This window comes from Halobellus rarus, from assembly GCF_024494595.1.
Classification (GTDB): Archaea; Halobacteriota; Halobacteria; order Halobacteriales; family Haloferacaceae; genus Haloquadratum; species Haloquadratum rarum.
The window spans coordinates 153,241-165,544 of record NZ_JANHDI010000001.1; the positions used below are offsets into that span (position 1 = coordinate 153,241).

16 protein-coding genes are annotated in these 12,304 nt (G+C 67.3%); 10 read left to right on the plus strand and 6 right to left on the minus strand.

Translation table 11 applies throughout. From position 1 onward, the window contains the following. Positions 1-22: 22 nt before the first annotated feature. The 3 genes from sufS to NO876_RS00815 all read right to left on the minus strand — a co-directional run bounded on the left by sufS (position 23) and on the right by NO876_RS00815 (position 2,716). Positions 23-1,300 (minus strand): bifunctional cysteine desulfurase/selenocysteine lyase SufS, encoded by a 1,278-nt coding sequence (sufS, locus tag NO876_RS00805; protein WP_256419779.1) that lies wholly within the window; start codon positions 1,298-1,300, stop codon positions 23-25. Between the two features lie 310 nt (positions 1,301-1,610). Further along, positions 1,611-1,910, minus strand: coding sequence for a DUF424 domain-containing protein (locus tag NO876_RS00810; protein ID WP_256419780.1), 300 nt, complete (start codon positions 1,908-1,910; stop codon positions 1,611-1,613). Between the two features lie 5 nt (positions 1,911-1,915). After that, on the minus strand, positions 1,916-2,716 hold the full coding sequence (locus NO876_RS00815; protein ID WP_256419781.1) for a tetratricopeptide repeat protein: 801 nt from the start codon (positions 2,714-2,716) through the stop codon (positions 1,916-1,918). Positions 2,717-2,794: 78 nt separating this feature from the next. Here NO876_RS00815 and thpR point away from each other — a divergent pair, with 78 nt between their 5' ends. After that, on the plus strand, positions 2,795-3,355 hold the full coding sequence (gene thpR, locus NO876_RS00820; protein ID WP_256419782.1) for an RNA 2',3'-cyclic phosphodiesterase: 561 nt from the start codon (positions 2,795-2,797) through the stop codon (positions 3,353-3,355). A gap of 72 nt (positions 3,356-3,427) precedes the next feature. Here thpR and NO876_RS00825 read toward each other — a convergent pair whose 3' ends face one another. Then, positions 3,428-4,366, minus strand: coding sequence for a DMT family transporter (locus NO876_RS00825; RefSeq protein ID WP_256420231.1), 939 nt, complete (start codon positions 4,364-4,366; stop codon positions 3,428-3,430). Between the two features lie 246 nt (positions 4,367-4,612). On the opposite strand from NO876_RS00825, the gene NO876_RS00830 reads away from it, so the two are divergent. The 6 genes from NO876_RS00830 (at position 4,613) to ftsY (ending at position 7,841) form a co-directional block, all read left to right on the plus strand. Then, positions 4,613-4,765 carry a 50S ribosomal protein L39e gene (locus NO876_RS00830; RefSeq protein WP_103991010.1) on the plus strand — a complete coding sequence of 51 codons (153 nt, stop codon included), beginning with the start codon at positions 4,613-4,615 and terminating at the stop codon, positions 4,763-4,765. A 2-nt stretch (positions 4,766-4,767) separates the two neighbouring features. Further along, the gene (locus NO876_RS00835) at positions 4,768-5,046 is read left to right on the plus strand and encodes a 50S ribosomal protein L31e (RefSeq protein WP_103991009.1); all 279 of its coding nucleotides are present in this window, start codon (positions 4,768-4,770) and stop codon (positions 5,044-5,046) included. 1 nt (position 5,047) lies between these two features. Then, complete coding sequence (locus NO876_RS00840) at positions 5,048-5,713, plus strand: translation initiation factor IF-6 (protein WP_256419783.1); 666 nt, start codon at positions 5,048-5,050, stop codon at positions 5,711-5,713. A 138-nt stretch (positions 5,714-5,851) separates the two neighbouring features. Next, complete coding sequence (gene rpl18a / locus NO876_RS00845; RefSeq protein ID WP_256419784.1) at positions 5,852-6,043, plus strand: 50S ribosomal protein L18Ae; 192 nt, start codon at positions 5,852-5,854, stop codon at positions 6,041-6,043. After that, positions 6,040-6,504, plus strand: a complete 465-nt coding sequence (gene pfdA, locus NO876_RS00850) for a prefoldin subunit alpha (RefSeq protein ID WP_256419785.1) — start codon at positions 6,040-6,042, stop codon at positions 6,502-6,504. The genes rpl18a and pfdA overlap by 4 nt, the downstream gene beginning before the upstream one ends. A 38-nt stretch (positions 6,505-6,542) precedes the next feature. Beyond that, a complete protein-coding gene (gene ftsY / locus NO876_RS00855) occupies positions 6,543-7,841 on the plus strand; it encodes a signal recognition particle-docking protein FtsY (protein ID WP_256419786.1) in 1,299 nt (432 codons plus the stop codon). Positions 7,842-7,976: 135 nt separating this feature from the next. Here ftsY and NO876_RS00860 read toward each other — a convergent pair whose 3' ends face one another. Further along, complete coding sequence (locus tag NO876_RS00860; RefSeq protein ID WP_256419787.1) at positions 7,977-8,567, minus strand: GNAT family N-acetyltransferase; 591 nt, start codon at positions 8,565-8,567, stop codon at positions 7,977-7,979. Between the two features lie 227 nt (positions 8,568-8,794). Then, positions 8,795-9,556, minus strand: a complete 762-nt coding sequence (locus NO876_RS00865; protein WP_256419788.1) for a LysE family translocator — start codon at positions 9,554-9,556, stop codon at positions 8,795-8,797. A gap of 63 nt (positions 9,557-9,619) precedes the next feature. Between NO876_RS00865 and NO876_RS00870 the strand changes: the two genes are divergently transcribed. The 3 genes from NO876_RS00870 to NO876_RS00880 all read left to right on the plus strand — a co-directional run bounded on the left by NO876_RS00870 (position 9,620) and on the right by NO876_RS00880 (position 12,300). Continuing rightward, entirely contained in the window at positions 9,620-11,032 is a 1,413-nt protein-coding gene (locus NO876_RS00870) for a signal recognition particle protein Srp54 (RefSeq protein ID WP_256419789.1), read from the plus strand. 128 nt (positions 11,033-11,160) lie between these two features. Then, positions 11,161-11,742 carry a magnesium transporter gene (locus tag NO876_RS00875; RefSeq protein WP_256419790.1) on the plus strand — a complete coding sequence of 194 codons (582 nt, stop codon included), beginning with the start codon at positions 11,161-11,163 and terminating at the stop codon, positions 11,740-11,742. After that, entirely contained in the window at positions 11,743-12,300 is a 558-nt protein-coding gene (locus NO876_RS00880; protein WP_256419791.1) for a magnesium transporter, read from the plus strand. The last annotated feature ends 4 nt before the right edge of the window (positions 12,301-12,304 follow it).

The following is a 12,304-nucleotide window of genomic DNA, read 5'->3' on the forward strand; positions in this document are numbered from 1 at the left end:
CGCCGGAAACGAGGCCCGAGGATCAGGCGAACAGCTGCCGGGCGTCGTCGACGGCGTCGACGAGCGCGTCGATCTCGGACTTCTCGTTGTAGACGTAGAACGAGGCGCGGGTCGAGGCGGCGATGCCGAGTTTGTCGTGCAGCGGCTGCGTGCAGTGGTCGCCGGCGCGGATCGCCACGCCGTGGTCGTTGAGGATGCTGGAGAGGTCGTGGGCGTGGACGCCGTCGAGATTGAACGCGACCAGCCCGCCGCGCTCGTCCCCCGGTGGGCCGTAGATCTCCACGTCGTCGAACTCGCTCAGTCGGTCGTAGGCGTACTCCGCGAGCAGTTCCTCGTGCGCCTGGACGCGCTCCATTCCGATCTCGTCGAGGTAATCGATCGCGGCGTGGAGCGCGATCCCCTGCGCGATGACGGGCGTGCCGGCCTCGAACTTCCAGGGGAGGTCCTCCCACGTCGAGTCCTCGTAGGTGACGCTTCGGATCATCTCGCCGCCGTAGAGGTACGGCTGCATCTCTTCCAGAATGTGTTCTTTCCCGTAGAGCACGCCGATCCCGGTCGGACCGAGCATCTTGTGCCCCGAGAAGGCGAAGAAGTCGGCGTCGATCGCCTCGACGTCGACCGGCCGGGTCGGAACCGACTGCGCGCCGTCGACGAAGATGTACGCGCCGTGTTCGTGCGCCAGGTCCGCGAGGTCGCCGACGGGGACGACCGTCCCGAGAGTGTTCGAGACGTGCACGGCCGAGACCATCGCGGTCGAGTCGTCGATCAGCTCGGCGGCGTGGTCCATATCCAGCCGTCCGTCGCCGTCGACCCGGATGTACTCGACGCTCGCGCCGGTCTTCTTCGCGATCTGCTGCCAGGTGACCAGCGAGGCGTGGTGCTCCATCTCCGTCAGGACGACCGTGTCGCCCGGCCCCAACTCGGCGAGTCCCCACGCGTAGGCGACGAGGTTCAGCGACTCCGTCGTGTTCTTCGTGAAGACGATCTCTTCTCGCCCGTTCGCGCCGATGAACTCCGCGACGCGGTCGTGGGCCTCCTCGTAGGCGACGGAGGCCTCCTGGCTCAGGTGGTGGATGCCGCGGTGGACGTTCGAGTTGTAGCCGTAGTAGTAGTCGACGATGGACTCGACGACGGGCTTCGGCGTCTGGCTGGTCGCCGCGTTGTCGAGGTAGACGAGCGGGCGCGTGTCGTCGGGACCCTCGCCCGGCGTCTCGATGTCGCCGCCGACCTGCCGATCGAGGATCGGGAAGTCCTCGCGGATGGCTTCCACGTCGATCGGATACTGTTCCTGCGTTCTCATTGAGGGCTGATAACGGCCGCAGCACTAACACGGCTTCGGTCTGGGCGGGAAAATGCAACCGGTGTTGGTTACAAGGCCGTTCTGTCAGAAGGTGTGAGGCGAACTATCTGTTCTGCAAGCGTCGTCTATTTTCAACTGATCCGAAGATCTGTAGATAAAATCCCTCTTGTAGAGTAGCTGTCTCGTCCGCTGTTTCCAGGATATTCTTCCGCGAGCGAGGCCGAAGGCCGAGCGAGCGGCGTCTTTTTGGTCCAGCTTTTTGCAACGAGCGGTGCGCCGGAGGCGCACCCGAGTCAGCAAAAAGGTGGGATTACATCCAAAGGAGTTGCGCGTGCAGCGTCCCGTCGATCGAGAGCACGCGCTCCTCGTCGATGATGCCGGCGTCGATGGCGACGGAGACGGCGCGCTCGCCGACGAGGTTGGCGACGCTGGCGCGGGTGAGGCTGGCGACGACGGTTTCCTCGTCGGCCTCGACGGCGTCCGCGCCGCCGTAGAACGACTCGGTCACGTCGAGTTCGATCTCGCCCTCGGCGTAGGTCTCCCCGAGGCACTCGGCGTCGCAGACGGAGACGAGCAGACCGTCGGACGTCTGTCGTTCGCGGAGGAGCATCACCGTCACCGGCGTCGCTGGCGGTCCTGTGGCCGCTGTTGCTGCTGGCCTTGCTTTCGTTGCTCCTGCCCCTGTTGCAACATCTCCTGTTCGCGTTCCTGGCGGAGTTCGTTCGCCTGCTGTTGGACCTCTTCGGCCTGTTCGTCCTCGCCGAGTTCTTCGAGCGCGGCGGCCTTCTCTTCGAGGACGTCGGCGGTGCGCATCCCCAGTCGGATGGCGTTGTCGAAGGCGTTGACCGCTTCCTCGTTGAGGCCGCGTTCGGCGAGGAAGAAGCCGCGGTTGTACCACGCCTGCGGGAAGCGCGGGTCGATCTCGACGGCGCGCTCGGCGTGGCGCAGCGCCGCCTCGATCTCGCCGGCGCTCCAGAGCGCGTACGCGAGGTTCGTCTCGGCCGACGCGGCGTGCTCGGAGTCCTCGTTGGCGCGGAGCGCCTCCCGATACGCGCCGATCGCCTCGTCCCACTCCTCCAACTCGGCGTGGGCGGCACCCTTGTTCACCCACGCCTCCTGCGCTTCCAGCGACTCCTCGTCGGCGAAGCGCGCCGCGCGCTCGAAGGTCTCGGTGGCCTCCTCGAAGCGGTTGATCTGCATGTAGGAGAGTCCGACGTCGATCAGCTGCTCGACGTCGACCTCGTCGGAGGCGATGTTTCGCCGGTCGAGTTCGTCGGTGAGAACCCGCGTGTCGACGGGGTCGACCTTTGTCGGGTCGACCTTCAGCTCCGGCGGGTCGAGTGTGAACTCCTCGTAGTCCTCGTCGAAGCCCTGCCCCGAGGAGAACTCGTGGTCGTCTCGCTCGCCGTCTGTCATACACCTCGATTGGGTATCGGGACGGTTAAGCACTGCGTCACGCGGTGATTTTACGTCTTGCGGCGCTCACGTACCGGTATGCGACTGTTCGTCAGCATCGACCTCCCGGACCGACTCGCCGAGGCCGTCGCCGAAGCCCAGGAACGCTTCGCGGACGCCGAGGGGCTTCGGTTCGTCGACCCCGAGGGGGCGCACCTGACGCTGTTCTTCCTCGGCGACACGGATTCCGACCGAGCCGAAGAGATCGAAGACGCGCTGGAGCGCGCCGTCGCCGCCGCCGGCGTCGACCCGTTCGAACTCCGCGTCGGCGGCTTCGGCGTCTTCCCCGCGATGGAGTACATCAGCGTCGTCTGGGTCGGCGTCCGCGACGGCGGGGGCGCCGCGGAGACGACGCGACTGCACGAGAGCGTCGAAGACCAACTGACGGCGCTGGGATTCGAGGGCGACGACCACGAGTTCACGCCGCACATCACGCTCGCTCGGATGGACGACGCGCGCGGGAAGGACCTGGTCCAGCGTGTCGTCCGCGAGAGCGATCCGGACCTCGGCTCGTTCCGCGTCTCGGAGATCCGCCTGACCGAGAGCACGTTGACCGACGACGGTCCGGTCTACGAGACGGTCGCGTCGGTCGGGCTGTGAGTGCCTCTTCGACCCCGTTTTCCCGTACACACTGTCACGACGACGTGTCGACCGCTGTATCGACGGAAACTCTCAGTCCGCGCGCTGCGTCGCCGTGATCGATCGATCGCGCCACTCCCGGAGTCCGGTCCGGATGGACTGACGTTTGACGAGGACGAACCCGGCGAAGATGATCGCGAATCCGGCGACAGTCGTCGGTGCGATCGCCTCACCGAGCGCGACCCACCCGACGACGGCGGCGAAGAGCGGAATGACGTACTCAAGGAGGCTCACCTCGACGGGCCCGACGCGGCGGAGGAGCCAGAAGTACAGCGCGAACCCGGCCGCGCCGGCGACGACGGCGAGGTAGACGATCGAAAAGACGCCGGCGGACGTCCAGACCACGCCCGACAGCGACTCGCCGGGCAGGAGCGCGCTCGTCGCGTGCAGGACGACCGCGCCGACGAGCATCATCCAGGCCTGCTCGGCCAGCATCGGCATCGTAGCCGTCGCGTCGTGGGTCAGTACCGCGCCGAACGCGAAGGCGAGCGCCGATCCGAGGACGAGCGCGACGCCCCGGAGGTCCGACCCGACGAGGTTCGACGGGTCGGGGTTCGCGATGGTGACGACGCCGAGGAACCCCAGCCCGACGCCGAGCAACCCGATCGGTGTGAGCCGTTCCCGGGTCGTCGACAGCCTGGTCAGCGCGGGCGTGACGATCGGGATGAGCCCGAGGAGTACGGCGGCGACGGCGCTCGGGACGTACTGCTGGCCGGCGAACAGCAGCGCGTGGTGGACGCCGATCAGGAGGACGCCGCCGGTCACGATCGGCCACCACTCGCGTCGGCCGGCGGGGCGGAGTCGGTTCCCGCGCCAGACGGCGAGCGCGAAGAGGAGCGCCGCCGCCAGATCGAACCGGAACGCGGCGAAGAGGGCGGGCGGAAGCCACCTGAGCCCGACCTCGGTCACGGCGAACCCGGTGCCCCATATCGCGGCCACGAGCAGGAAGACGAGGGGGCGGAGGGTTCGCATCGACCGACCGGACGCACCGGGCCGTTTTGAACGTCTCGACTCCGACGCGCCGGACTGGACCCCGTCGAAGCCGGACTGGACCCCGTCGAAGCCGGACTGGACCCCGTCGAAGCCGGACTGGACCCCGCCGAAAACTGTTCGCATACCCGCGTGTGAGACGGCTTCGAAACGGGTGATATCCGCTCGCACGTCTGGCAGCCTCGAAGGAACAAGATTTTATGCGGTCCGGGGGTAGAAGCGACCACTATGGGTAAGAAATCGAAGGCCAAGAAGAAGCGCCTGGCCAAGCTGGAGCGCCAGAACACGCGCGTTCCGGCCTGGGTGATGATGAAGACGGACATGGAAGTCACGCGAAATCCCAAGCGCCGCAACTGGCGTCGCAGTAACACGGACGAGTAAGGATGAGCGCCAGCGACTTCGAAGAGCGCGTCGTCACGGTACCGCTTCGGGACGTCAAGGCGGTTCCCGGCCACGAACGCGCCGGACGAGCGATGTCCCTGATCCGAGAGCACCTCGCGAAGCACTTCAAGGTGGACGAAGACGCCGTCCGCCTGGACCCCTCGCTCAACGAGACGGTGTGGGCCCGCGGCAAGCAGAAGCCCCCGAGCAAGCTCCGCGTCCGCGCTGCCCGGTTCGACGAGGACGGCGAGTCCATCGTCGAGGCGGAGATCGCAGAGTAGCGTGCTCCGCGCCTCCTTCGCCGGGTCGCCGTACGTCGGCGTGTTCGCCCGCGCGACGGATCACGTCCTCATCGTCCGCTCGGACGCCGAGTCCGACGTCGTCGACGCGATGACCGAAGAGCTCGACGTCCCGGCAGTCGCGACCACGGTCGGCGGCTCCGGGACCGTCGGCGCGCTCGCGACCGGCAACGAGAACGGGATTCTCGTGACGAGTCGGGCCACCGAGCGCGAGAAGGAGGCGATCGAGTCCGCGGCGGAACTCCCGGTCGCCGAACTGCCCGGTCGCATCAACGCCGCCGGCAACGTCGTCCTCGCGAACGACTACGGCGCGTACGTCCACCCGGACCTCTCTGCGGAGGCGGTCGACGTCGTCGAGTCGACGCTCGACGTCCCCGTCGAGCACGGCTCGCTCGCGGACGTCCAGACCGTCGGGACGGCCGCGGTCGCGACCAACGACGGCGCGCTCTGTCACCCGAAGTCCCGCGAGCCGGAACTCGAGGCGCTCGAAGCGCATCTCGACGTCCGCGCGGACATCGGCACGGTCAACTACGGCGCGCCTCTCGTCGGGTCCGGCCTCGTCGCCAACGAGGCCGGCTACGTCGCCGGCGAGGACACGACCGGCCCCGAGCTGAGTCGGATCGAGGACGCGCTCGGCTACCTCGAGTAACGTTCGACCGTCCCAGCTCGCCGTTTTCCGTTACGTTGCTCCCGCGTAGCTCTGAGAGCGGTTCTCACGGCTCGATGCCCGCCGATCGCGGGATCCCGAGTAGGAAGATACTTCCCCGTCGCTCGGGAATCAAGCGGTATGAGTCAGTTTACTGTGAGCGGCCGGTTCCAGAGCCGCGACGGGTTCAGCGAGTTCACCACGAGCGTGGAGGCGCCCAACGAGAACGTCGCTCGAGAGCGCGTGTACGCGAACATCGGCAGCCAGCACGGACTGAAGCGCACGCAGATCGAACTCGACGAGGTCGCCGAGGCCGAGGAGGTCGCAGCATGATGGGTGGCGGCGGTCAGCAGCAACTCCAGCAGCTCTCCCAGGAACTGCAGGCGATCGACGAGGAGATCGAGGAGCTGGAGTCCCAGGTCGACGACCTCCAGACCGAACAGACCGAGATCGACGAGGCGGTCGAGGCGATCCAGACGCTCGAGAGCGGCTCGACGGTCCAGGTCCCGCTCGGCGGCGGTGCGTACGTCCGCGCGGAGGTCCAGGACATCGACGAGGTCATCGTCGGCCTCGGCGGCGACTTCGCGGCCGAGCAGTCCGCCGACGACGCGGTCGACGCCCTGCACACGAAGCAGGACGCGCTCGACGACCGCATCGACGAGGTGCGCGAGGACATCGCCGAACTCGAATCCGAGAGTTCGGAGCTCGAACAGCAGGCCCAGCAGATGCAACAGCAGATGCAGCAACAGCAGATGCAGCAGATGCAGCAGATGGACGAAGGCGACGGCGAGTGAGCAGTCCGCGGTAGCACGTTCAGGCGAAGCAGACACCAATGTTTGACGGATTAAAGAAGAAACTCGATAGCTTCCGGGAGGACGTCGAGGAGACGGCCGAGGAGAACGCGGCTGAGGAGGCCGACCTCGACGACGAACCGGCCGCCTCCGGCGACGCCGCCGACGCTGAATCCCCCGAAACCGAGTCCCCGGACGCGTCTCCGGGCTCGCAGGCGGATTCAACGGCTCCGTCGGTGGGCGTCGATGCCGAATCGGCCGCCAGCGACGCTTCGGAAGCAACGGCCGTCGCCGACGATGAGACCATCGACGACGTCGAAGCGACGACCGTCGACGACTCCGAAGCGAAGCCCGCCGAGGGCGACGGTTCCGAACGCGACAGCGACGGGACCGAGTCTCTCGCCTCCGAGGAAGCCGCCGCCGCGCTCCAAGAGGACGCGGCGGACGACTCGGGGCCCGGCCGACTCAAGCGCGCGGCGGCGTTCGCCACGGGGAAGATCATCATCGAGGAGGAAGACCTCGAAGATCCCCTGTGGGAACTGGAGATGGCGCTTCTCGAGAGCGACGTGGAGATGAACGTCGCCGAGGAGATCCTCGATACGATCCGCGAGAAGATGATCGGCGAGACGCGCGCGCAGGTCGAGACCACGGGCGAACTCGTCCAGACCGCGCTGCACGACGCCCTCTACGAGGTGATCAGCGTCGGGCAGTTCGACTTCGACGAGCGCGTCGCAGAGAGCGAGAAGCCGGTGACGATCGTCTTCACCGGCGTCAACGGCGTCGGCAAGACGACGAGCATCGCGAAGATGGCCCGGTACTTCGAGAACCAGGGCCTCTCGGTCGTGATGGCGAACGGCGACACCTACCGCGCCGGCGCGAACGAGCAGATCCAGAAACACGCCGAGAACCTGGACACGAAGCTCATCACCCACGAGCAGGGCGGCGACCCCGCGGCCGTGCTCTACGACGCCGTCGAGTACGCCGAGGCCCACGACGTCGACGTCGTGCTCGGCGACACCGCGGGTCGGCTCCACACCTCGAACGATCTGATGGCCCAGCTGGAGAAGATCGACCGCGTCGTCGACCCCGATATGACGCTGTTCGTCGACGAGGCCGTCGCGGGCCAGGACGCCGTTGAGCGCGCGAAGACGTTCAACGACGCCGCCGAGATCGACGGGGCCGTCCTCACGAAGGCCGACGCCGACTCCAACGGCGGCGCGGCCATCTCCATCGCCTACGTCACGGGCAAGCCGATCCTCTTTCTGGGTACCGGTCAGGGCTACGACGACATCGAACGGTTCGATCCCGAGCGGATGGTCGAACGGCTCGTCGGCGAGTAGTCGTAGCCGCCCGGTTCCTCGACAGTCTCCCCAAACTACTCGATGCCGGGGCAGTCATACTGTCGGCTGTAAATCTGCGAAGCATTCCGCGACCCCGGGGTCGCGGATCTCCCGAAATAGTTACAGCCGACAGTATCACCGTTCTGCCGGCGGTCGCTGTACCGCCTCCACGATCGCGGCGTCCAGAGAGAGCTCCATCGAGAGACCCGTCGCCTTCCGTTCGGTAACCTCGAAGTCGACGTTCCGGTAGACGGAGATGGCGCGGCGGTTCTCCTTCGCGACGTCGAGTTGAAGCGCGTCGTGGCCTCTGTCGGCGGCGGACGCGATGAGGTGCTTGATCAGTTCGGAGCCGACCCCGCGGTTCTGATAGTCGTCGTGAACGAAGATCACGAACTGGGGATCTTCGGTCGTGGCGGGGACGACGCCGACGTGTCCGACGACGCGATCGTCGTCGACGGCGACCAGGTTCCAGCCGTTCTCGGTGAGCCTGGTCAGCCACTGTTCGAGCCGGTCTCGATTCGCCGGCGGCAGGCCCATCGTGCGGTTCGCCGGATCGAGGTCCTCGTACATTCTCACGACCGCGTCGAACTCTCGATCCTCGTAGCGGCGGACGAGTAGCGGGGTTTCCTCCCCGTCGATGAACCGGGGACACCGCGGCGGACAAAACGGCGTCCCGGTACACTCCGAGGGGTCCCAGTAGGTGCATCGACTGTCGGATTCGTGCATAACGATCACTCCGTCGCGAGGTCCCGCGCGATCTTTCTCGCGTCTCCCCTCGCCCCGTGTGGAACGAGCGGGCTCGGGCGGGCGGTGCGAGAGCGACGACGCGTCCCGATAGCGTCGATACACGCATCCTCGATGGGATGGTAGCACGGGAAAGACGATCGGATCGCAGCCATTTCCTGTGGGTACGTGGCCTGGGAACAACTATCTTACTTCGAAACCGTTCGCGATCAGTCGATCGCCAGCGTCAGTCCCAGCGTGATCATCGCGCCGCCGCCGAGCCAACTCAGCCGCGAGGTCGTCGTCGCCGAGGAGAGTACGTCCCCGACGCGTCCCGACGCGACGGCGACGCCGGAGAGGTACACCGCCGTCAGCGCAGCGTAGGTCGCCCCCAGAAGCAGCATTCGCGGGGCGGCGTCGGGGCCGGAGCCCGCGAACCCCGGGAGGAACGCGAGGAAGAACAGCGCGACTTTCGGGTTGAGCGCGTTGACGAGGACGCCGCGGCGGAAGCTCCCCGTCGCCGCCGAGGGCGCTCCGTCTCCCCCCGCGGTACCGTCTTCGCCCGCCGATCCGAACTCGTCGTTCCTGATCGCCCGCACGCCGAGGAAGACGAGATAGGCCGCGCCGGCATACTTGACGATCCGGTACGCGGCGGGGGTCGCGCGGAGGAGCGCGGCGAGGCCGAGCGTCGCCGCCGCGGTGTGGAGGAGGACGCCGGTCGAGATTCCGAGGGCCGACCGGACGCCGGCGTCGCGGCTCTGAACTCCCCGTGCGAGGACGTACATCGTGTCCGGGCCGGGCGCGAGGATGAGCGCGACGGCGGCCGCGCAGAAGGCGAGGTAGGTGGCGAGGCCCGGAACGAACGCTGCGAGGTCGGTGGCGACGGCGGCAACGGACCTGGCGACGAAGCCGACGGCCTCGGGAGCGACGGCAGCGGGAGCGGCGGTAGCGGGAACGACGGCGGGTATCGCGAATTCGGACACGAACGTCACGAGAGATCGATCGCCGGCGTCGCAGAAAAAGCCTTTACCCGCGCGGTAGCGTAGAGAGCGGTAATGGTACTCGATAATCTCGGGAGTTCCCTTCGCAGCAGTCTCGACAAACTGCAGGGGAAGTCCCGCCTCGACGAGGAGGACGTCGAGGAGATCGTCAAGGAGATTCAGCGCTCGCTGCTCTCCGCCGACGTCGAAGTCGACCTCGTGATGGATCTCTCCTCGTCGATAGAAGCGCGCGCGACCGAAGAGGAACCGCCCGCCGGCACGTCCGCGCGGGACCACGTCCTCAGGATCGTCTACGAGGAACTCGTCGACCTCGTCGGCGAGTCCACGGACCTCCCGCTGGAGTCCCAGACCATCCTCCTCGCCGGGCTCCAGGGATCGGGCAAGACCACGAGCGCCGCGAAGATGGCGTGGTGGTTCTCGAAGAAGGGGCTCCGCCCGGCCGTCATCCAGACCGACACCTTCCGCCCCGGCGCGTACGACCAGGCCAAGCAGATGTGCGAGCGCGCCGAGGTGGAGTTCTACGGCGACCCCGACGAGTCTGATCCGGTCACAATCGCCCGCGAGGGACTCGAAGCCACCGAGGACGCCGACGTCCACATCGTCGACACCGCCGGTCGACACGCCCTCGAGGACGACCTCATCGCCGAGATCGAGGAGATCGAGTCGGTCGTCGACCCCGACCGCTCGCTGCTCGTCCTCGACGCCGCGATCGGCCAGGGCGCGAAAGAGCAGGCCCGCGAGTTCGACGACGCGATCGGTATCGGCGGCGTCGTCGTCACCAAACTCGACGGGACGGCGAAGGGCGGCGGCGCGCTGACCGCCGTCAACGAGACCGGCTCCTCGATCGCCTTCCTCGGGACGGGCGAGACCGTCCAAGACATCGAGCGCTTCGAGCCCAACGGCTTCATCTCCCGGCTGTTGGGGATGGGCGACCTCAAGCAACTCTCCGAGCGCGTCGAGCGCGCGATGGCCGAGACGGGAGAGGAAGAGGACGATTGGGACCCAGAAGACATCATGGAGGGGTCGTTTACCCTCAAGGATATGCAGAAGCAGATGGAGGCGATGAACCGGATGGGGCCGCTCGATCAGGTCCTCGATATGATCCCCGGTCTCGGCGGCGGCTTCAAGGATCAGCTGCCGGACGACGCGATGGACGTCACGCAGGACCGGATGCACGCCTTCGACGTCATTATGGACTCGATGACCGACGACGAACTGGAGAACCCCCGCTCGATCGGCGCTTCCCGCACCCGTCGTATCGCCCGCGGCTCCGGACAGGACGAGGAGACCGTCCGCGAACTCCTCGAACAGCACAAGATGATGGAACAGACCATCCAGCAGTTCCAGGGGATGGGCGACGGCGACATGCAGCGGATGATGAAGAAGCTCCAGAACCAGGGCGGCGGTGGCGGCGGAATGGGCGGTCTCGGCGGCGGTGGTGGTGGCGGCCTCGGTCCGTTCGGATAACGTTTTGATTTCTCCGCCGGCCGCGACGCGTTCGACGCCGGCCGCGACACGCTCTCCGTCGACCACGACGCGTTCGACGCCGGCCGCGACACGTCCGATTTTTCACCCCCGCACCCGTCGACCGTCGTATGACAGTCCGGGAGGTGGCTCGCGACGCCTATCGCGAGGCGCTCCCAGCGCTCGGTGCGAGCCTCGTCGGGGGCCTGTTCGCGGGCGTCGTCCTCAGCGGGATGCGCGCGGAACTGCGCGCGGTCCCCGGACTACTCGTTCTCGTTCCCGCGCTGCTCGCGACCCGCGGCAACGTCTACGGCTCGCTCGGCGCGCGCATCTCGACCGCGCTCCATCAGGGGCTCGTGGAACCGCGCATCCGTGCCGGCGACGAGCGCCTCCGCGCGGCGGTTGCGGCGGCCCTCGCGAACGGTCTGCTCGTGTCGTCGTTCGCGGCGGTGGCGGTGTTCTCGATTCTCACCGTCCTCGGCGACACTGTCGCACCGCTGCCCGTGCTCGTCGCGACCGCGCTCCTCTCGGGGCTGCTCTCGGGCGTCGCGCTCGCGGGGGTCGTCGTCACCGCCGTCTTCGCCGGCTACCGCCGCGGCCGCGACCCCGACACGCTCGTGGGACCGCTGGTGACGACGACGGGCGACCTCTTCGGGATGCTCTTTCTGCTCGTGGCGGTCAGACTCGTCCTGTTCGCCGCCGGGGTGATCTGAGTGGCGACCGACTGGACCGTCAGTGCGATCACGCGCGCGATGCTCCCGGTGCTTCTCGCCCTGACGCTCGTCGAAGTCGGCAGCGGCCTCGTACTCGGCCAGTTCGAGGCGCAACTGCTCCAGTATCCGACGCTGCTCGCGCTCGTTCCGGTGACGATCGGGACGGCCGGGAACCTCGGGAGTATCCTCGCGGCGCGGCTCTCGACGTCGTTTCACCTCGGAACGCTCTCGTTCGATCCGGCTGACGAACACCTCGCCGGCAACGCCGTCGCCACGCTCGCGCTCGCGCTCTCGATCTTTCCGCTCGTGGGGATCGGCGCGTGGGGGCTCACCGCGCTCTTCGGCAGTGTCCAACTCGCTCCCGGAACCGTGGTTGCCATCGCGCTCAGTTCGGGGGTCGCGCTCGCCGTTCTCGCGGTCGCGGTGACCGTCTCGGTCACGTACGTCGCCTATCGGTTCAGTCTCGACCCCGACGACGTCGTCATCCCGGTCGTCACCAACACCTGCGACGTCCTCGGCGTCGTGGTGCTGTTCGCGACCGTGCAGGTGTTCCTGTGACGAG